Source organism: Moorena sp. SIO4G3 (assembly GCF_010692305.1).
Taxonomy (GTDB): domain Bacteria; phylum Cyanobacteriota; class Cyanobacteriia; order Cyanobacteriales; family Coleofasciculaceae; genus Moorena; species Moorena producens_A.
In genome coordinates this window covers 1-19,640 of the sequence record NZ_JAAHIG010000052.1, presented here as the reverse complement: position 1 = coordinate 19,640, position 19,640 = coordinate 1, and the positions used below count along the sequence as shown (strand labels likewise).

The following is a 19,640-nucleotide window of genomic DNA, read 5'->3' as shown; positions in this document are numbered from 1 at the left end:
CTAAAAGCGATCGCATTCTATTCCGATAGTGCCTCTACAACTAATTGGTAGAACTGGCATCAAGCCAGTTTGCTACTATCTATCACAGATGCGATCGCTTACTATTCCGATAGTGCCTCTACAACTAATTGGTAGAACTGGCATCAAGCCAGTTTGCTACTATCTATCACAGATGCGATCGCTTACTATTCCGATAGTGCCTTTACAATCATGCGATCGCTTACTATTCCGATAGTGCCTCTACAATCATGCGATCGCATTCTAGTTCAATCCTGATAACCTTGGCCTTTGGCCACGCAATCGCGTTCAACCTTCAACCAACTAACCTTCAACCCGATTAAACCTCCAACCCGATTAAACCTTCAACTTTAAACTTTTAACCTTCAACTTTCAACCCGATTAAACCTTCAACCAACTAACCTTCAACCTGAAGATGGTCACTTGGGATCCCTATCTAGCATCAATCCGTAACACCTACGCCCAATGGTGGCAAGTTTATACCCTCACCGATGTCGAAGACCGCAAGCGCAAGCAGCAGCAACAGACCCCTAGGCTGTTTGATTTTGGCCTGATGGTGCAAACCATCAAGTCGGAGCAGCCACAAAGAAACCAAAATCGGGAAGAAACTGAACGCTTGCCTATCCTAGAAGGATTGCGCAAGTATGCTGATGACCATGTCTTACTGGTGGGACGTCCGGGTTCAGGCAAATCCACTGCTTTAGTGCAATTGCTGGCAGATGAAGGGATACAAGGGAAAATTCCGGTGCTGGTGGAACTGCGATATTACCAGACATCGGTGCTGGAGTTAGTGCGGAATTTTCTGAAACGCCATGGTGTACTGCTCGACTCTACCGATATCGAAAGACTATTGTTTGAGGGACAATTCTTGCTACTGATCGATGGCGTGAACGAGCTACCGTCAGAAGCAGCACGCTCCGATTTGACTCAGTTTCGGAAGGATTACCAGAAGCGTACTCCCATGATTTTCACCACTAGGGATTTAGGAGTTGGTGGTGACTTGGGGATTGAGAAGAAGTTGGAAATGCAACCCTTGAGTACAGAGCAAATGTCGGAGTTTGTCCGAAAGTATTTGCCACAACAGGGGGAGCAGATGCTTGAGCAGTTGGGCGATCGCTTACGGGAGTTTGGGGAAACCCCCCTACTATTGTGGATGCTATGTTCCCTGTTTCAGGCTCAGGGAGAGATACCGTCAAATCTGGGTTTAGTGTTTCGCTTAACCGAGTCTTATTCTAAGGAAATCAAGCAGGATGTTAAGGTTTCCGATAATAACTCAAGAAAATTTTGGCCTGAGCTGCTGCAACAGTTAGGGTTTGTGATGACAACAGGGGATAACCCCGATCAACCCGAGGATATCAGCGTTGCTATTGCTAAAACAAAAGCTGAAGAAATTTTAACTAATTATCTACTTAAGAAAGCTGTTGTCAATCCTAATGTTTGCGCCAAGACTTGGCTTGATGACTTACTAAACCATCACTTGATTCAACAATCAGGAGAATTGATTGAGTTTCGACACCAACTGATCCAAGAATACTATACAGCAGAATATTTATTGAAGCAATTACCACGTCTTAGTGATCAGGAGTTACAACAGAACTATCTCAATTATTTGAAATGGACAGAAACTCTGGCTCTGATGCTGGAATTGGTAGACAATCAAAAGCAAGCAAACCGGGTGGTAAGGTTAGGCTTAGATGTGGATTGGCAACTGGGAGCCAGGTTAGTAGTAGCAGTAAAACCGGAGTTTCAGGAGCAGACTGTCGAGTTGGTAGCCCGGTTAGAGGTTCCGAAGTTTTTTAAGATTGAACTGTTGGGAATAACTGCATCAGACAGAGCGATACCTGAGCTAAGTAAATGGTTGGATGATCACGACTCTTATGTGCGTAGTAGTGCGGCAGAAGCTCTGGAAAAAATCGGCACAGAAGCCACCATCGACCCTTTAATTAAATTGCTGAATGATGAAGAATTAAATGTGCGTATTCGTGCGGCAGATGCTCTGGGAAACATCGGGACAGAAGCCACGATTGAACCGTTAATTAAATGTCTGCATGATGACCACTTTTGGTTGCGTAGTAGTGCGGCAGAAGCTCTGGGAAAAATCGGCACAGAAGCCACCATCGACCGGTTAATTAAATTGCTGGATGATGAAGAATTAAATGTGCGTAGTAGTGCGGCAGAAGCTCTGGGAAACATCGGGATAGAAGTGGCGATTGACCCCTTAATTAAATTCCTGGATGATGACTCCTATGATGTGCGTAGTAGTGCGGCAGAAGCTCTGGGAAAAATCGGCACAGAAGCCACCATCGACCCCTTAATTAAATTGCTGGATGATGACTCCTATGATGTGGGTATTCGTGCGGCAGAAGCTCTGGGAAAAATCGGCACAGAAGCCACCATCGATCCCTTAATTAAATTGCTGGATGATCACGACTATGATGTGCGTAGTAGTGCGGCAGAAGCTCTGGGAGAAATCGGCACAGAAGCCACCATCAACCCCTTAATTAAATTGCTGGATGATGAGCACTATGATGTGCGTATTCGTGCGGCAGAAGCTCTGGGAAAAATCGGCACAGAAGCCACCATCGACCCCTTAATTAAATTGCTCAATCATGACCACTGGCAGGTGCGTAGTAGTGCGGCAGAAGCTCTGGGAAACATCGGGACAGAAGCCACCATCGACCCCTTAATTAAATTGCTCAATCATGACCACTGGCAGGTGCGTAGTAGTGCGGCATATTCTCTGGGAAAAATCGGGACAGAAGCCCCCATCGACCCCTTAATTAAATTGCTGGATGATGAAGACTCTTGGGTGCGTAGTAGTGCGGCAGGTGCTCTGGGAAAAATCAGGACAGAAGCCACCATCGACCCCTTAATTAAATTGCTGGATGATGAAGACTCTTGGGTGCGTATTCGTGGGGCATATGCTCTGGAAAAAATCGGGACAGAAGCCACCATCGATTCCTTAATTAAATTGCTCAATGATGACCACTCTGATGTGCGTAGAAGGGCGGCAGAAGCTCTGGGAGAAATCGGGACAGAATCCACCATCGATTCCTTAATTAAATTGCTGGATGATCACGACTCTTATGTGCGTAGTAGTGCGGCAGAAGCTCTGGGAAAAATCGGGACAGAAGCCACCATCGATTCCTTAATTAAATTGCTGGATGATCACGACTCTTATGTGCGTAGTAGTGCGGCAGAAGCTCTGGGAAAAATCGGGACAGAATCCACTATCCCTAAACTAATTAATCGCCTGAACAACGAAGAATTGGCAGCAACTAATGATAAATATGCTGTTGAGAAAACCATGAAAGCTATTCAAGCCATTCAAGAGCGCTACCAATTCTACAACCCAACCTATTGTCCCAAAGCTACTCCCAAACCCGATCCTCCCAAATTTATTACCAATCAAACCATATACATCCTCCACCTTTCGGACCTCCACATCACCATCCCTGAGGAAGCTACCCGTTGGTCAAACCAACTCGCCCAAGACCTCAAGCAAGACCTTCAAATCCCTCACCTTGATGCTCTTATCCTCTCCGGTGATATCGCGAATTATTCCACTCCAGACGAATACCAGGCTGCACAACAGTTTCTCGACAACCTCTGTCAAGACTTCCCCCTAGACCCCAAGCAAATTGTTCTAGTTCCCGGTAACCATGACCTAAACTGGAAACTAGGAAAGCGGGCTTATCAGTTATGGGATCTCGAAGACTACGAGGGTGAGCTAAAAGACGGTCACTACATCAAAGTCAGTGAAGATGTTATTCGAGTCCGAGATGAAGCTATATATCAACAACGCTTTGCCCATTTCAGTGACTTCTATCACGCTATCAAAGGTCAACCCTATCCCCTCGACTATCACCAGCAAGCCATTATCGACCATTTCCCAGACCAAAAGTTGCTGATTCTAGGACTAAACTCTGCTTGGGAACTGGATCACCACTTCAAAGACCGTGCTAGCATTCACCCAATTGCTCTGACCAACGCCCTGACCGAGATTCGCCGTAACTCAGACTACCACAACTGCCTGAAAATAGCGGTTTGGCACCATCCCCTCAATAGTGCTGGAAGCGATAGGATTATCGACCAAGGATTCATCGAACAACTTGCTGTTGCTGGATTCCGCTTTTTCCTGCATGGACATATCCACAAAGCCGAAACCAGTCTTTTCCGTTACGACCTCAGTCCATCAGGGCGCAAACTTGATGGAATTTGTGCTGGCACCTTTGGGGCACCCACCCTTGAACTAAGAACTGGTTATCCCTGGCAATATAATCTACTGATATTTGAAGGTAATCAGCTCACTGTCCGCACTCGCCGCCGGGAAGAAAAAGATGGTGCTTGGAAACCTGATTCACGGTGGACTCAGGGTCCAGGAGAAGGTGGTTTGGATTATTATTCCATTGAGTTGCATTAAGTTGTAGGGAGTCGGGAGTGATGTTGTGCCAATAGCTGCTCAAATTCCTCAAGGGAGTTACTCTTAAGAGAGTGATCAATCAACTGTTTCAACACAGAGATATCTTCTATGGCATTAATCGCTGCCACCAATTCCGGTGATACGGATTCAAAGTAATTTTGTAAAATTTTAACCACTGTCTCTTGTAAGCTTTCCCGAGATTCTTGAAGTCCTTGTTCCAGACCCCTCTTCATTGCCCTTTCTTCGACTCGACTAATCAAAGGCATCTGTCTTTCCTCCTGATAACGTTCAAGTTCTTGATTCAGCTCCTCTTGTAACTATTCCGGTAAAGCCATGATCTAGTCAATACAGTGGCTGCAAGTGATTAATTCCATGGTGGGCAGTGCCTAGCAACACCCGCCCAGCTGATTTTATCTGTTTGATGCACTGCCCACCCTACATCAACTTCTCTTATAACTATTCCGGTAAAGCCATGATCTAGTCAATACAGTGGCTGCAAGTGATTAATTCCATGGTGGGCAGTGCTTAGCAACATCCGCCCAGCTGATTTGCTCTGTTTGATGCACTGCCCACCCTACATCAACTTAGTGGAACGGGCATCTTGCCCGTTTCCATACTCTTCAATTGTCCTGACTAACCTGATGTTGTGCCAATAGCTGCTCAAATTCCTCCAGGGAGTTACTCTCAAGAGAGATATCAATCAACTGTTTCAACACAGAGATATCCTCTATGCAATTAATCGCTGCCACCAATTCCGGTGATACCGATTCAAACCGCTTTTGTAAAATTTTAACCACTGTCCCTTGAAAGCTTTCCCGAGATTCTTGAAGTCCTTGTTGAAGTCCTTGTTGAAGTCCTTGTTGAAGTCCTTCTTGAAGTCCCTGTTGAAGTCCTTGTTCCAGACCCCTCTTCATTGCCCTTTCTTCGACTCGACTAATCAAAGGCATCTGTCTTTCCTCCTGATAACGTTCAAGTTCTTGATTCAGCTCCAGTTCTAACTCTTCCGGTAAAGCCATCATTTGGTCAATACACTGGAACAGCTTCACTATATCGTTTTTACTATAACCTCGTTCAAAAAGTCTCCGAACCAGGTACCACTTCCATCGCTTGCGCTCCATTGGTTGTTTATGGGTAGCTTTCGTCTTCAAATGAGCCATTACCACTACAGCAAAGGGATTAGTACTTGATTCCAATACCTGCCACATTGACTGATAGTTGAGTAATTTAACTATCGGAAATTCTAGACTCAGGCGACAACCTCCCAAGCCATATTCATAGGAGGATGGAGACCAAGACGCATTCTCATCCCCCAATACCGCTAAGCTAATCACAGGTTTTTCGTACAGATCAAATGCCCTGTAATGATATTGGTACATTCGCTTAGCAAAGGTTGATTCTTTTTGGCTTTGTACCTCTACATGAATCAACACCCAAGTTTCATTTCCACTACAGAGCCAGACCTGGAATAATTTATCAGCGATTCGTTTTCCTGATTCAGCTGCACCAACTATCTGCTGTAGCTCTGTATCAAGGGATTTAGGTGTCTGATTCCAATCAATCAGAGTGTGAACTTCGGGAAAACAAAACTGCAAAAATGAATCAAAATAGGCTTGTAATGCTTCTTTCCAAGGATTGTCATAGTCAGCTATGGGTTCGCTCATTTCTATTTTTTAATTCTAGACTAATCCTAAAAACCATCTCATCAAAAAGAGATAATTCCTCTCATTAATGTCATGGTATTCAGTGTAGTAAATTGTATAGTAAAATAGCGGATTATGGGGAGATTAATACTAAAATTACTGAAAGCAATTTCTAGGATTTATAAAATAGGTAAACTACACAAGTTTGTAATTTTAGTAAATAGCTATGCAGCCAGTAAAAAGGGGAGCCAGTTGCTGATGTGACTCCCCTTTTCCCACAGTTTACTGTATTTCACTATTCCGATCAGGTGACTGGGATTAAAAATGCGATTGACCTTTGGTCACGCTACGCGAACGCTTTTCCATACTGTCGTTTTTTCTGATAAAACTTCAGCTTTCGAGTTACCTAAGTTATAGATTTACGACTTTGAGATGCACCCATTAAGTTCAGGCTATAATCATGGTCTAAGCTAATCTTGAACAGAGGTCAAACCAATGGTAGTTCGGCAACCTCGCTATAGCAAAGAAGAATTTGCTAGGCGTGGAGATTACATCTATCAGACTAAAGTACGCCCTTTGGTTGAACCAGGCAATCATGGCAGAATCGTAGCGATTGACATTGAAACTGGCGACTTTGAGCTGGCTGATGATATTCTCAGTGCTACAAATGGTTTGTTTGAGCGACTACCAAATGCCCAGCCTTGGATTGTTCGGATTGGGCATCGAGCTGTTCACCGTTTCGGCGCACGGAGCCTCAAACAACATGTATGATGTACGGTGTGGTAAATACAAACTGTGAGGCAACGATTCGGCTAGTCGTTGGTAATGAAAATTCCCAAAGGCAAGTGATTGACGCTGTTATTGATACTGGTTATACAGGTTTCTTAAGCTTGCCCCGCCAAACCATCATTGCCCTAAATTTACCTTGGACTGGAGTTGAGCGAGGAACTTTGGGTGATGGTAGCGAAGCCACCTTTGAGGTATATGCGGCAACTGTGATCTGGGATGGTGAATACCAAAGCATTCCTGTCAATGAAACTGAAACTGATCCGTTGGTCGGAATGAGTTTACTTTACGGCTACGACTTGCGGATTCAAGCTGTGGAAGGTGGCACTGTCATAATCGAAGCATTATAATCATTTCTCTGTGTTTAACTATTCCCATCGGCTGAGTGCGATCACAAAAGCGTTCGCGTAGCGTGGCCTACGGCCAATCGCTTTTCGATACTGTCGTTCTTTCTGATAAGACTTCAGCTCCAGTTGTAACTATTCCGGTCAAGCCATCATTTGTTCAATACACTGGTTCCAAGCCATTAATCCAATGGTGGGCAGTCGGTACCAACAAATAAACCCCAGCTGATCGGTGTAATCCACTGCCCACCCTACCTAAACTTCCCACTGATAGCTGATAGCTGATAGCTGATAGCTGATCACTGATAACTGATAGCTGATAGCTTACACTAGGACTAACCCACTTGTCAGTTAGTCTCCAAACTCATCAAAAAACAACCTACGGCTACCTAGGAATAAACCAGGGCTATTATCTCCAGTGGAAAAAGCGGTGACTCCAAATAAATAAGAACCACTAAACTCAGGATTTTCTTTAGCTCTAACCGAAACTGTAATGGTTTCACCAGGAGCAACCGGTGGATCAAACACAACCGTTACTTGATCCGAGTTAGACGATTCACTTCCGCCAATATTAGCCAAGGTTAGGGATGAGCCACCAGCAAAAGAATCGCCCACAAATGCACCACTCTTTATCGGATCAAATTTGACTTTATCGATATTAGTTTTATTCTGGGTAATCGTTACAGCTTGCAAAGACTCTCCAGCATCTTCCGGTAATCTGAGGGTGAATTGGTACGTTGATGGAACCCTTACTCTAGTAAAGCTCGTAGCTGCCCTAACTAAACGCGGAGCACGGTTAAATACAGTCTTACGATTACCGATCTCAATCGTCTTAGCAGGTAAGCCATAAAGAGTAGTTGGTAGCAATATCCCCAATAAAAAAGCACCAGAGCCTATAAGACGAGCCTTAGTTAATTTCCAACGTGCTATAGTGTTAGTCATCTCAATCACCTCTAATCAAGAAAGCGTCCGAAAGAAATTTACTGTTTAACGAAAAATTTTTAATTAACCAATACCCTTCGATAAATACTCAACCGGACTTAATCTTAAGGATAAGACTCTTTTCTTAAAATTACCTGATATATCCCTTAGAAAACCATAATAAAACCGCATCGTCACAATCAAGCCTAGATTAATCTTTGCTATTCTTTCGTTATTCCATGTTCTATCAACTATTATAGCATTTCTGATCATTATAAAAAGCTACTACCGTTTTTTTTACCCAAAATTACTCTATAATTGATTGAATTTTGCCTCTTGCCTCGTAAGCTATAAGCTTATGTGCTACGGGCACGCTACTTGAGGAGCAAACCGGTTTTGAATAAAATAGGTAAGCATTCGTTTATAGCGCTACGCCCAAAGTAAGAGGCATTCATGCATGCAGTTTACTACAACAGCTTAGGTGCGCTTTCCGGATTAAGAATTAAATTCGCCACGGGTCGCACCTTTTGCTGCTTGTATCAATCTCAAACACCTTAATCCGTAGTGGTATAATCTGAGTTACGGAAAGCTGTTCGCGCAGCGTGAGCCTTTAGCTCACGGCTGACAGCTGACGACTAAATGCTTATCTTGCCTCTTGCCTAAGCAAATATGTTTAACATTCCAATACAAACCCTATAGTTGTAGTTCTTTGAGCCATGTTTCCCAAAATAACGTAGCTTGAGACTCTAATTTTTGGGCAAACATAGCTGTATCTCTGCGCAATTTGGCAACACTAAGATCGGGAGTTGAACTAATTTCGGAGGCGTGACCAACAAACCAATGCTCTAGTCCTGCAGCAGTTACTTCTGGGTGAAACTGTAAAGCCAAACTACATTCACCCCAGCTAAAGGCTTGGTTGTTGTACTTTGAACTAGAGGCTAGATGAGTAGCACCATCAGGAAGGTCAAAAGTATCACCATGCCAGTGTAGGACGGCAGTATGTTCTTTGGCTAAATAGTTCAAAGGTGACTTTTGACCTGCATCGCTAAGCTCTATGGGTGCCCAGCCAATTTCTTTGACACCACCAGGGTATACCCTTGCCCCCAGTGCCCTTGCCATCAGTTGAGCCCCCAAGCATATACCTATGGTGGGTAAATTAGCTGCTAAACGCTGCTCCAGGATATGAAGTTCTTTTGTTAAAAAAGGATAATCCCGTTCGTCGTAGGCTCCAATCGGTCCGCCTAAAATGATGACCAAATCTGGATAGAGAAAATCTATCTTATCTAGATCAACTAGATCAACAGCCTTATTGTAGGTGACATGATAACCCTGTCGATCAAGAACCTGATTTAAACTGCCTAGATCTTCAAACGTAACGTGTGTGATTGCAATCGCATTTTTAGTCATAACTTTTGCTTACCTGTTGTGTTGATGCAAAGGGCGAGTGGCGCATGGGTCTGTGTGCGGAACTTGCTTCCGCAGCTGTGTTGATGCAAAGGGCGAGTGGGGAGAACTTCCAAGACCGCGCTGCCTCCCCAAGATCGCTTAGGTGCGCTTATTCAAAAGCTGTTCCTTTAGCTTGCCGATAGCCCATAAGCTTTTCGCGAGGTGGCACAGGCTTCTAGCCTGTGAGGTAGCTGATAGCTAGATGCTTAGCTCTTTCTTTTTTATAACTATGAGATGCACTCATCTTAATTTTCGGCGTGACCTGAATTTTCAGTTAATAAGATTTGCCTGGGCAAAGCTATCGAGCCCACGCTGGCAGTCTAAAATGCCTAACTCTTGGGCCAGCTTAGTAATCCCGTTATAATCAATGCGCATCAGGTTAACCTCGTTGTCTTTGGCACAATCACCAATCACCTCTTTAGTATGTGGAAAGCCGATCTGAGCCAACATTGCTTCCCATACACCAAGCTCGATATTGGCAAACCAGTTAACTGGCTTGGGCAGCATCTCCATGAAGAATTCCTTCTGTTCTGTAGTCAGCTTGCTGTAAACCAACTTAGCCAAATTCTTAAAGATAGGGCTATGAGCCATCTCATCGCGGCGATGCATATCAACTGTCAATCTGTTGAATGGCTGGATTGTGCTATCCTCTGCTAAAAGCTTAAGATAGTCACTTATGAAAACTTCGGAGACGATCGCCGTTACCAACTTAACGATAATTTTTTGCCAATCTTCCGACCAGCGGTCTTGCTCCTGAAGCATCTTCATCACAAGATTGAACTCCGGCAACCTCAGCGACTCCAAACCCCTTTGCTTCCGGGTAATTGAGCAAGCGTTGTTTACTAGTAACACGTGGAAAGCTTCATCTGTAAGTGTCTCGATCGCAATCTTCTGACTGATGTCATCCTCTGTTCCCGGTACATTTTTATAAACAATATCGGAACAGGCAGGGACAACTATTTTTAATTCAATGGCGATAGTTTTCTCATTGTAAGCCAGCCAGCCACACGAGAGAATTTGATTCTGGATTTCCTCTGATGCTTCTAAGAAACGAGGATGGTTTTTAAATGGCAACAAATCCACGCGAAAGTCTTTCAAACTTGGATCGAATTTCTGATCTGGCTCCTTCTTCTTCACTTGTGCTCGTTTAGGCCAGTGATTAGACATGGTCTGTAATAAACTGCGACAATAGGAGCTTTCATGAGAATTGAGGTTTTTTTCTTGAAGTGAAAGAGTAGCTGTAGTTTGAAATTGACTAGTGTGTAATGCTTGCATTTTTATCAAAATTTCCAAAAATACTCAAAACAATCTGAAGTTTAGTCACTATCAACCTATCAGCGATCAGCCTATGTGCTACGCACACGCTACGCGAACAGCCATTACCTATTATTAGCGCCCTGTTTTAAGAGAAAATTGTTAATTAACCAATAACTCTCAAGGATAGCTCCTCAACTGGACTTAATATTAAGTATTCATACTTACAGTGAAAAAGACGTGATATCTAACTGAGAAAATCATAAGAAAACCGATTCCCTGCTGTTGTATTGTTCGTGATTTTGTAAGCATTCAGCTTAAGCTGAATGCTGAACGCGCACGCGTGGGCGTAGCGCTTATGCTGACGTGATTTTTTCCCCGTTCTCTGTTCCCTATTCCCGACTCCCTTAACGCCAGCCGAACCAACGCATTACTGGCACTAGCAGGTAATAACTCACCCCTAGCCAAAATCCTTCTAAGATAGCCAACATAGCAAAAAAAGCCATCGGGTGATAGAAATCCAGTTTACCGGTTCTAGAAAAAGAAAAGATATTAACCACAAATCCGGCTGGCAATAAATCAGATGACACTAGACCCCCAAATACGCCACCAGCTCCTGCTGCCACCACTAAAGCATGAATCAGATTATGGCTGGGTAGCCCTAATCCTAGTACCAGGAGCATTACTGTAACCGCAGTAATCCAGATCAGCAACCCCTGGTCAGCTACATCAGAAACCAATAATACTGTAGGTACCGTTGCCTGCCACATCAACCATCCCAGGCTATAACCAAAAATACCCATTATCCCTGCCACTAAAAAGCGCCGCTGCTGACCAAAGCCTCCTGCAGCCGTCAATCCCCAAGCTGTACCTAAGCCAGCAGCCGCAAACAATAGCATTTCTTGCCACATTGTTATTTGCACCGAAGGCAAGATTATAGACAGTTCCCCAGAGAGCCAATTTGTCACTTTCTCCCCAAGACTTGTCCAATTCAGTACCATAAACCCAACCGTTGCACAAAAAACTCCCCCAAAAGCTCCGAGGAACATCTCCCAAACACTATCGAGACAAGCTAGTGCGATGGTGATCACTACTGCTAAGAGGGAATCTTTTACGGATGTGATCGAATGAGTCAACCCTGTCACAGATTGTGTTAATTTAGGGCTAGATAACCCCAGAGCAGCTACCTGATTTCCTTGAAACGAAGAAACTGGTGCTGAGGAAAATACTGGTGCTGGGGTAGGTTGGTAGCTAGGGCTAGGAGTCATACCTAGACGCAGATGAATCTCAATCGTAGTTGTTGGTCGTTGTTGGGGTACTACGCTGAGCATTTCATCCAGCAAGTCCGCCAAGTCATGACTTACCACTGCCTGCTCTCGCCATCGAAATTCACCAGTTACTGGGTCTTGTAAATCCTTCAACTCAATACCCGTCAGTAAATGAATCATGGTTCGGCTCAGGGCATAGAAATCAGCAGCCGGTCCAATTGCTGCACCAGCTATCTGTTCCGGTGGAGAGTAACCTGGAGTAATCAACCGAGTCGAATCATTCTGAGAAAACTCAGAACCCACACTCAATTGTTTAGCTCCCCCAAAATCAATCGCCACTAGCTCTCCCGTGGTTTGCCGCAGCATTAAGTTTGAGGGTTTGATGTCACGGTGAATCACTCCACAACTGTGCAAGACCTGTAAAATTTCTGCTGCCTGGTAGAGCCAGTCCCGCACTAACATCTCTGGACATCCCTGAGGATGATCTATAAGCATTTGCTCCAAGGTTGAACCGTTGATTTTTTCCATCACCAAACAGTGCAGGTCTGGGTGTGGCTCAAGACCTAGATTGACGACAAAATAGCTATCTTGCTCAACTTTGGGAATGCCTGGATGATCCAGACGTTGCAAAACATCTGCCTCTTGCTGAAATAGTTGCAATACCTTCGGTTTATTATCCAGCAAGACCTTCAGCACCTTTTCTGTCTTCGACCGCAAATCCCAAACGGTGTATATGTTGGCAAATCCTCCTGAACCCAAGAGCTGGAGAGCAAAGTAGCGATTCTTGAGCCTTAACTTTGCTCCACAACCATTGCAAAAGTTGTTATCCCTTGGCTGAGGGTAGGGCGCTGGGCAATTGGGATTAATGCAATGAATTGATTCAGCAACAAATGGATGCACAATACAGCTCAACAGACATTGTGATTTGATTCTATCGAACTAAGGAATTTTCTGATTAATTATAAGTAGTCTTTCAAGTGAAATTTTAATGAAACGACCTTTAGGTTTGTCCTAACCACCACTGGCTGGAAAACACCCACCGATAAAGTGAATATCACTGAAAGTTTCGATCCACAGACGAGCTCCACAATCAAGAGGGTTATCTGGTTGATACACAATCCGACACGGACCGAGAATTTCTACCTGGTTGCCATAGGTATTGTCGCCACTTCGTTTTACCGAAATCACTGGCAGCCGCTCTTTAGGGCTTTTGTGGTTATTGGAGCCAATCCGATTACGATTAACATTAATCTTGGCTAAAGCAGGAGGACGACTTTTACGCCAAGTTCCTTTCGGTCCCCGGTTCTTCTTGGTAATTTGTGGCAGATAGTTGAACAGAGGAATAATCCAGAACTTACCGCTTTTATAAGCACCCCTTACTCTACCGGAGTCAAGCAATTGCCGTAATCGTCGAGGAGTTATACCCAACAGAGATGCTGCTTCAGTAGTACCAACACACTTGTTCATAAGTTAATTTACCTTGGACTTAGTTTACTATTCCGATATCACTATTATAAGGAATCATCAAAGAATTGGCAAGGACACAAGCCAGATTTAGGTGTTAGGTTTTAGGTATTAGGTTCTGGGTTTTGGGTTTTGGGTTTATTACTTATTCCTAGTATTTAATGTCTAATGTCTAATGCCTAATGCCTAAAGAACTGAAGCACTAAAGTACTGGACTACTATGGCCACCTATCCCGGAATTTCTAGCGACGCTTTCAAACACCCCCTTGACCAACAAGCGGAGCAAGCTTTACGCAGTGTCCCTGGTTTTGATTTAGTTTCTCGTAAGTTTGTAGAATTTCTCTACGAGCGTCCCCAGTTTGTTTATCTGATGGGGAACAGTATCAAAGTCGGACCGCGCCAGTATGCCAATATTTATCACTTATTCCGAGAATGTGTTCGGGATTTAGATGTACATCCTGAACCAGCCCTATTTGTTAGTCAAAACTCTCAGGTTAATAGCTATGCTTTAGGTCAAGACCATCCTTACATAGTTATCAACACTGGCTTATTAGATTTACTGAATGAAGCAGAAATTCGTACTATCTTGGCTCACGAATTAGGACATATCAAGTGCGGTCACACCATCTTAATTCAGATGGCGATGTGGGCAATGAATGCTGCCTCTATGTTAAGTGAAATGACCTTTGGCTTAGGGAATATCGTCAGCACTGGCTTAATTTTCGCCTTTTATGAATGGCGTCGCAAAGCTGAATTATCCGCTGACCGTGCTGCCTTACTAGTGATAGATGACCTGAAGACTGTGATGCAAACGATGATGAAAGTGTCTGGTGGCAGTGCTAAGCATCTACAGGAATGCAGTCTTGATGAATTTATCCGTCAATCAGAAAATTATCAAGAACTAGACCAAGATAGTCTCAATCAAATCTATAAGTTCTTACTGTATAATGGTGGTATTAATCGTCAATTTCTGAGCCATCCCTTTCCAGTTGAACGCATACACTACCTGCGAAAGTGGGCAAATTCCGAGGAATATCGCCAAACTCGTCAGGGCAATTATCAACGTGTTACCAAAAAGGGAGCAGTTGACGTTGACTCGAATCCACCATCGAACAACTCAGTGAATGAAGCGGAACAGTTGCAGCGTCAAATCCAGGAATTGCAACGGGAAATTAATCGCATTAACAAGAAATAAGAGGGAACAGGGAATAGGGAACAGGGAATAGTGGAAAGAGGTCGTATTCATAAAATTTTGTTAGGTGCGCTCTTACCATTAAGAATTAAATTCGCCACGGGTCGCATCTGTTGAATAGGCTAATTTTCCGGCGTTGCGTCAGTCTTGGAATCAATAGTAGTAGAGTGGGCATCCTGCCCGCCCGAAAATAAGCATGAAACTGGCAAGATGCCATTTCCACGCCCGAAAATAAGCATGAAACTGGCAAGATGCCAGTTCCACACCCGAAAATAAGCATGAAACTGCTCAAGATGCCAGTTCCACGCCCGAAAATAAGCATGAAACTGGCAAGATGCCAGTTCCACGCCCGAAAATAAGCATGAAACTGGCAAGATGCCAGTTCCACGCCCGAAAATAAGCATGAAACTGGCAAGATGCCAGTTCCACGCAAGATGCCCATTCCACCGATCGCACCGCTCCCGACTCCCGACTCCCGACTCCCGATTCCCGATTCCCTACTCCCGATTCCCTACTCCCTACTCCCTGCTCCCTTTGCTCCATGTTGAGAATACCAAGCGGAGAGTGCTAAGTGATGTACTTCTAACCAAGAGCAGTTATTTTCCTTGGCTAACTTAGCGCAATCTTGGTATTCTGGGTGGACATTCATAATCGTTTTGTGAGGTGAGCGATCGCTCCAAGCCACTTTCACACTAATTTGGCCATACTTAGTCTTTACCTGCTGGATTTCCCGAGGTAAGATCGCTCTTTGCTGAGTCAGACGTCGCACTCCTAAGGTAGTGGTTTCTCGGAATAATACTGCCTGACAAGCGTCTAGATCTTGAGGATGACAGATGACACTAAGCAGGATACCGGGTCGAGATTTCTTCATGCCAATAGCTTGAGTAAACACATCCACAGCACCAGCGTTAAATAACTCTTGGAATACATAGCCAATGGCTTGAGGATTGAGGTCATCAATTTGAGTCTCTAGCACTGAGATAGTTTCTAGGGAAGAGTTAGCAGAAGAAGAGTTAGCAGAAAGGGGAGACTGGTGTAAGGTTGGTGGGGGTAAGTTTGACGGTTTAACCTTGAACTTGCTAAGCTTGACCGCTTCTGAGGACTCACCAATCCACAATCGCAACATATTGGGAATGGGTAATTGTCGAGAACCGCCACCATTACCTATTTTGTGGATAGTCATTGCTGGTGGTGAACCAAAGCTAGTGGCTAAGGTAACGGCAATAGCTGCTCCCGTTGGTGTTACTAATTCCCGCTCAATCCCATTACTGTAAACTGGCACCTGACGGGATTCCCACAATTTTAGTACTGCTGGTACTGGCACCGGTAGCCGACCATGAGCTGCCCATACTGTGCCGCCACCAGTGGGCAGTGGAGAACAATAGATTTGGTCAATTCCTAGCCAATCTAAGCCTAAGCAAGTACCAACTATATCGATAATGGCATCGGTAGCGCCTACTTCATGGAAGTGAACTTTGTCTGGGGAAATACCATGAACGGCTCCTTCCGCTTCTGCTAGTTTCCGGAAGATAGCAAGACTCCACTGGCATACTCTTGAGGGTAATTTTGCTGCTGTAATTAATTTCTCTATGTCTGGTAAGTGTCGTGTGGGATGATGATGATGATTCTGCTCAGGTGTACTGATCTCTGTTATGCCTGACCTGTGTTCATGGTGGTGTTCATGGTGGTGTTCATGGTGGTGTTCATGGCCGTGTTCATGGTGGTGTTCCTGTTGATGGTGATGATGCTGATGGTCTTGATCTGGTAAATCTACATCAACTTTGGTTGCCAACTGACCATTGTGGTGTACTTGGCTAAGTCTTAAGTGATACTCTTGCTCAATTCCGAGTGCTGCTAGCTTTTCCAGTAAATATTCCCACGGTACACCCGCAGAAACTAGTGCTCCTAGGCACATATCACCAGCAATTCCAGTGGGACAATCTAAGTAAGCTAGCTTTGTCATTCTAGATCCTATTGATTAAGACAAATTAATTAAAACAAATTAATTAAGACAAAAGGATTTGGAGCAATTCATCCTCCACAAACCCTACAGGTCTAGATCAGGGAATTATGGCCAGATCTTGCTAACTATACTGACCTCTGAGTCAGAAAAAGCCAAACTGGCAACACACTTAGGTGGCAGTAGTTTTTAATCCTTTGGCAGAAGCGTTTCTATGTCTGGCCTTGGTGAATTTTCCCAAGGTTAGGCTTTAGCAATTCAATATTGAGGAATTCAACAATATTTATGGCTACTATTTATACTATCCATCCGGAAACACCTCAAATACGTCGAATAGAGAAAATAAGAGAGTATCTCGAAGATGGTGCAGTGATGCTCTATCCCACTGACACTGTCTATGCGATTGGTTGTGATTTACATGTGAAGTCCGCAGTGCAACGAGTTAGGCGTTTGAAGCAACTATCCAATGATAAACCCCTGACGTTTTTGTGTTCGTCTCTGTCAAATATTGCTAAATATGCTCGGGTAAGTGATCCAGCTTACCGGATTATGAAGCATTTGATTCCTGGACCCTATACCTTCTTGTTACCAGCAACCAAGTTAGTACCTAAGCTGGTGATGAGTCCCAATCGTAAAACTACTGGTATCCGAGTCCCAGATCATAACGTTTGTCAGGCGTTGCTTTCAGCTCTAGGTCATCCAATTATTTCTACCTCGGCTCATCTACCCAATCAGGATGGTGATACTCCAACGGTGGGATTGGAACGGGCTAAACTATTTGATGCTCTCGATGGTCTCGTAGACATCATTGTGGACAATGACTTAGAACCGGGATTTAAAGTCTCAACTATCCTCGACCTGACTGCTTCAGAACCGATGATGGTGCGGCAGGGTTTGGGATGGGAGGAAGCGTACGCTTGGATTTAGGTAGTGCTTTAGCTAGTGATTAACTAGTCAGCTCAGGTTGGGTAATGAGAGTATCAAGCACCACTTGACTACAAGACAACGTTAGTCGTTTACGGAAAACTCATCACTAGTTCAGTCAGTTTCTGGATTGACCACTGCTCAGGTTTTGGTCATCCTAAATCAGCTTGATAGTCGAAAGTCTTGAACGCTATATCTAGTAAGGATTTCAGCCTTAGGTAATCCTACGGAAACTACAGGAGTGCTGGGGGTCACAACTAGTCAGCTTAGAGTAGTCACACACTCACCCGACCAGGGCTAGACTCACGAGTCTACATTTAGGGTGGACAAGGACAAAGGACAGCGAACCACTCCAAGGTTTGTAGATCACATTCACACACATTTCCTCTGTTGCTTGTTTCATGGCAATTCTGTGAATCTATTTTTGGGGGCAATACCATGCAAGTCAAAACTGTTACTAATCATCAAAATTCCGCCACTAACAATCAGGCTCCGGAAATTACTCTAGATAATCAAACCCAAAACTTGACCCAGGTCTTAGTGGAGGAACTCCAGTCGGAAATTGGAGCTAAATCCAGGAGTATTCAAGCGGTTGCCCACCGGATTACCTTGGAGGTAGAACGGATTTGTACTAAGAGCGATCGCATCCAGAATTCCGGTGAAATTGATACTTGGATGTTGAATCTAGCACGTCATCGACTGCACAAATGTCTGTCATACTACAAACTAGGTTCTCGGCAGGGTCGTGTGGAACTCCATAGTACCCTCAGTACCATGGTTTATCGCCATGTGGCACCGTCCCAATCTCAGTTAAACTTTTCTGCTCGATACAATTTGATTGAGGACTTTTTACAGGACTTTTACGCTGAGTGCCTCAAAGCCTTCCGCCGGGAAAATCCTGTTGATTCTGACTACACTCCCCGTACCCAGCTAGAACTAGCAGAGTACATGGGCTTTAGTGAGCAATATGCTAAGCGACGCATTACCCTACGTGGTCGTGGTAGCCAGCAGTTGATTGTACTCAGAGCACAAAGCTTTTCTCGACGCCAGCCTAATGAAACCCCTGTGGATATTGAACAGGCTGTGGAGTATGGTAGGGATGAAGAAGCCCAAGAGCACAACCGTTCAGCTACTGTACAACAGGTACGCTCAAACCTGATTGAGAAAACCATTGACCCCAGTGATGCTGTTTTACGCGATCGCATTATCTCTGAGTTGATCAAATACCTAGAGTCTAACGGTCATAATGACTGTGCTGATTATCTAGTGCTAAAGCTGCAAGACCTGGCTGCACCAGAGATTGACGAAATCATGGGTCTAACACCCCGTCAGCGGGATTATCTACAACAGCGCTTTAAGTACCATGTAGAAAAGTTCTCTCGTTCAGCTCAGTGGAAATTGGTACACCAATGGCTAGGAGCAGACCTGGATCAAAAACTAGGGATGTCATCCAAGCAGTGGGATATCTTTGTGGCTCAACTCGATAGCCAACAGCAAGCCTTACTGCCCCTGAAACAGGCGCAAAAGAGTGATCAAGAAATTGCCAAAGCCCTCAAATGTACTCAAAAACAAGTGCAAAAGCGTTGGACTAAGGTGTTGGAACTAGCTTGGAAGACTCGTAACTCAGAAATTGGCCATGGCAATTAGACTTACATCTCCTTGGAGGAACTAAGTAAGGAGGAGAGTTAGGTAAAGGTTAAGTAGTTATCCCAACACCGACAAAGTATTAAGTTTGCTAAGGTTATGTTAACAACTGAAAACTCGTACCGCGTATTTATATTTATTTTTATTCTAGGTTTTAGGCTAATGGAATTCGGGATTAGGTACACCAGGGGCAGTTGACAGCCTCCGTGCTCAAGTCGGGGCGCTTCATAGGCTTGTCAGAAGCATAGAGCGATTAAACCTAGAGCGATTAAACCTAGAGCGATTAAACCTAGAGCGATTAAACCATTGGCAGATCGGAAGAGCGTCGGGTAAGACTTGTGTAAGCGTGATTTTCA

At 44.3% G+C, this 19,640-nt stretch carries 17 protein-coding genes; 8 read left to right on the top strand and 9 right to left on the bottom strand.

The genetic code is table 11. The features are described from left to right. Positions 1 to 28 precede the first annotated feature (28 nt). Positions 29 to 235: a hypothetical protein gene (locus tag F6J99_RS12585; protein WP_293113207.1), complete on the top strand. Its 207-nt coding sequence runs from the start codon at positions 29 to 31 to the stop codon at positions 233 to 235. A gap of 198 nt (positions 236 to 433) precedes the next feature. Then, positions 434 to 4,441: a HEAT repeat domain-containing protein gene (locus F6J99_RS12580; protein WP_293113206.1), complete on the top strand. Its 4,008-nt coding sequence runs from the start codon at positions 434 to 436 to the stop codon at positions 4,439 to 4,441. On the opposite strand, the gene F6J99_RS12575 is transcribed toward F6J99_RS12580, so the two are convergent. Continuing rightward, a complete protein-coding gene (locus tag F6J99_RS12575; protein WP_293113205.1) occupies positions 4,438 to 4,707 on the bottom strand; it encodes a hypothetical protein in 270 nt (89 codons plus the stop codon). The two genes, F6J99_RS12580 and F6J99_RS12575, sit on opposite strands and share 4 nt — an antisense overlap. A 354-nt stretch (positions 4,708 to 5,061) precedes the next feature. Beyond that, a complete protein-coding gene (locus tag F6J99_RS12570; protein WP_293113204.1) occupies positions 5,062 to 6,102 on the bottom strand; it encodes a transposase in 1,041 nt (346 codons plus the stop codon). A 474-nt stretch (positions 6,103 to 6,576) separates the two neighbouring features. On the opposite strand from F6J99_RS12570, the gene F6J99_RS12565 reads away from it, so the two are divergent. After that, the gene (locus F6J99_RS12565; RefSeq protein WP_293113203.1) at positions 6,577 to 6,852 is read left to right on the top strand and encodes a hypothetical protein; all 276 of its coding nucleotides are present in this window, start codon (positions 6,577 to 6,579) and stop codon (positions 6,850 to 6,852) included. Further along, positions 6,849 to 7,217 (top strand): clan AA aspartic protease, encoded by a 369-nt coding sequence (locus tag F6J99_RS12560; RefSeq protein WP_293113202.1) that lies wholly within the window; start codon positions 6,849 to 6,851, stop codon positions 7,215 to 7,217. Before F6J99_RS12565 ends, F6J99_RS12560 begins: the two co-directional genes overlap by 4 nt. Positions 7,218 to 7,562: 345 nt before the next feature. Here F6J99_RS12560 and F6J99_RS12555 read toward each other — a convergent pair whose 3' ends face one another. From F6J99_RS12555 to F6J99_RS12535, 5 genes are all read right to left on the bottom strand, one after another. Next, positions 7,563 to 8,153, bottom strand: coding sequence for a DUF2808 domain-containing protein (locus tag F6J99_RS12555; RefSeq protein ID WP_293113201.1), 591 nt, complete (start codon positions 8,151 to 8,153; stop codon positions 7,563 to 7,565). A gap of 672 nt (positions 8,154 to 8,825) precedes the next feature. Beyond that, on the bottom strand, positions 8,826 to 9,539 hold the full coding sequence (locus tag F6J99_RS12550; protein WP_293113200.1) for a glutamine amidotransferase: 714 nt from the start codon (positions 9,537 to 9,539) through the stop codon (positions 8,826 to 8,828). Between the two features lie 309 nt (positions 9,540 to 9,848). Beyond that, positions 9,849 to 10,853 carry a diiron oxygenase gene (locus F6J99_RS12545; RefSeq protein WP_293113199.1) on the bottom strand — a complete coding sequence of 335 codons (1,005 nt, stop codon included), beginning with the start codon at positions 10,851 to 10,853 and terminating at the stop codon, positions 9,849 to 9,851. Between the two features lie 386 nt (positions 10,854 to 11,239). Beyond that, positions 11,240 to 13,000, bottom strand: coding sequence for a serine/threonine-protein kinase (locus tag F6J99_RS12540; RefSeq protein WP_293113198.1), 1,761 nt, complete (start codon positions 12,998 to 13,000; stop codon positions 11,240 to 11,242). 111 nt (positions 13,001 to 13,111) lie between these two features. Further along, complete coding sequence (locus F6J99_RS12535; protein ID WP_293113197.1) at positions 13,112 to 13,567, bottom strand: helix-turn-helix domain-containing protein; 456 nt, start codon at positions 13,565 to 13,567, stop codon at positions 13,112 to 13,114. Positions 13,568 to 13,784: 217 nt separating this feature from the next. On the opposite strand from F6J99_RS12535, the gene F6J99_RS12530 reads away from it, so the two are divergent. Continuing rightward, a complete protein-coding gene (locus F6J99_RS12530) occupies positions 13,785 to 14,759 on the top strand; it encodes a M48 family metallopeptidase (protein ID WP_293113196.1) in 975 nt (324 codons plus the stop codon). Positions 14,760 to 14,878: 119 nt separating this feature from the next. Here F6J99_RS12530 and F6J99_RS12525 read toward each other — a convergent pair whose 3' ends face one another. Next, the gene (locus F6J99_RS12525) at positions 14,879 to 15,160 is read right to left on the bottom strand and encodes a hypothetical protein (RefSeq protein ID WP_293113195.1); all 282 of its coding nucleotides are present in this window, start codon (positions 15,158 to 15,160) and stop codon (positions 14,879 to 14,881) included. Between the two features lie 12 nt (positions 15,161 to 15,172). Here F6J99_RS12525 and F6J99_RS12520 point away from each other — a divergent pair, with 12 nt between their 5' ends. Continuing rightward, the gene (locus tag F6J99_RS12520; protein WP_293113194.1) at positions 15,173 to 15,304 is read left to right on the top strand and encodes a hypothetical protein; all 132 of its coding nucleotides are present in this window, start codon (positions 15,173 to 15,175) and stop codon (positions 15,302 to 15,304) included. On the opposite strand, the gene larC is transcribed toward F6J99_RS12520, so the two are convergent. Continuing rightward, positions 15,268 to 16,719 (bottom strand): nickel pincer cofactor biosynthesis protein LarC, encoded by a 1,452-nt coding sequence (larC, locus tag F6J99_RS12515; RefSeq protein ID WP_293113193.1) that lies wholly within the window; start codon positions 16,717 to 16,719, stop codon positions 15,268 to 15,270. The two genes, F6J99_RS12520 and larC, sit on opposite strands and share 37 nt — an antisense overlap. 282 nt (positions 16,720 to 17,001) lie before the next feature. Here larC and F6J99_RS12510 point away from each other — a divergent pair, with 282 nt between their 5' ends. Together F6J99_RS12510 and F6J99_RS12505 are read left to right on the top strand one after the other, a co-directional pair. Further along, a complete protein-coding gene (locus tag F6J99_RS12510) occupies positions 17,002 to 17,643 on the top strand; it encodes an L-threonylcarbamoyladenylate synthase (RefSeq protein WP_293113192.1) in 642 nt (213 codons plus the stop codon). A 435-nt stretch (positions 17,644 to 18,078) separates the two neighbouring features. Further along, positions 18,079 to 19,287, top strand: coding sequence for a HetZ-related protein (locus F6J99_RS12505; protein WP_293113191.1), 1,209 nt, complete (start codon positions 18,079 to 18,081; stop codon positions 19,285 to 19,287). Positions 19,288 to 19,640: the final 353 nt, after the last annotated feature.

What these genes read in the sequence shown, in the direction of transcription:
- F6J99_RS12560 (WP_293113202.1), top strand. Translation starts at nt 6,849, where the DNA reads ATGATGTACGGTGTGGTAAATACAAACTGTGAGGCAACGATTCGGCTA.
- F6J99_RS12520 (WP_293113194.1), top strand. Translation starts at nt 15,173, where the DNA reads ATGCCAGTTCCACGCAAGATGCCCATTCCACCGATCGCACCGCTCCCG.
- F6J99_RS12575 (WP_293113205.1), bottom strand. Translation starts at nt 4,707, where the DNA reads ATGCCTTTGATTAGTCGAGTCGAAGAAAGGGCAATGAAGAGGGGTCTG.
- F6J99_RS12545 (WP_293113199.1), bottom strand. Translation starts at nt 10,853, where the DNA reads ATGCAAGCATTACACACTAGTCAATTTCAAACTACAGCTACTCTTTCA.
- F6J99_RS12510 (WP_293113192.1), top strand. Translation starts at nt 17,002, where the DNA reads ATGGCTACTATTTATACTATCCATCCGGAAACACCTCAAATACGTCGA.
- F6J99_RS12505 (WP_293113191.1), top strand. Translation starts at nt 18,079, where the DNA reads ATGCAAGTCAAAACTGTTACTAATCATCAAAATTCCGCCACTAACAAT.
- larC (WP_293113193.1), bottom strand. Translation starts at nt 16,719, where the DNA reads ATGACAAAGCTAGCTTACTTAGATTGTCCCACTGGAATTGCTGGTGAT.
- F6J99_RS12530 (WP_293113196.1), top strand. Translation starts at nt 13,785, where the DNA reads ATGGCCACCTATCCCGGAATTTCTAGCGACGCTTTCAAACACCCCCTT.
- F6J99_RS12570 (WP_293113204.1), bottom strand. Translation starts at nt 6,102, where the DNA reads ATGAGCGAACCCATAGCTGACTATGACAATCCTTGGAAAGAAGCATTA.
- F6J99_RS12525 (WP_293113195.1), bottom strand. Translation starts at nt 15,160, where the DNA reads ATGCTTATTTTCGGGCGTGGAACTGGCATCTTGCCAGTTTCATGCTTA.
- F6J99_RS12535 (WP_293113197.1), bottom strand. Translation starts at nt 13,567, where the DNA reads ATGAACAAGTGTGTTGGTACTACTGAAGCAGCATCTCTGTTGGGTATA.
- F6J99_RS12555 (WP_293113201.1), bottom strand. Translation starts at nt 8,153, where the DNA reads ATGACTAACACTATAGCACGTTGGAAATTAACTAAGGCTCGTCTTATA.
- F6J99_RS12580 (WP_293113206.1), top strand. Translation starts at nt 434, where the DNA reads ATGGTCACTTGGGATCCCTATCTAGCATCAATCCGTAACACCTACGCC.
- F6J99_RS12550 (WP_293113200.1), bottom strand. Translation starts at nt 9,539, where the DNA reads ATGACTAAAAATGCGATTGCAATCACACACGTTACGTTTGAAGATCTA.
- F6J99_RS12565 (WP_293113203.1), top strand. Translation starts at nt 6,577, where the DNA reads ATGGTAGTTCGGCAACCTCGCTATAGCAAAGAAGAATTTGCTAGGCGT.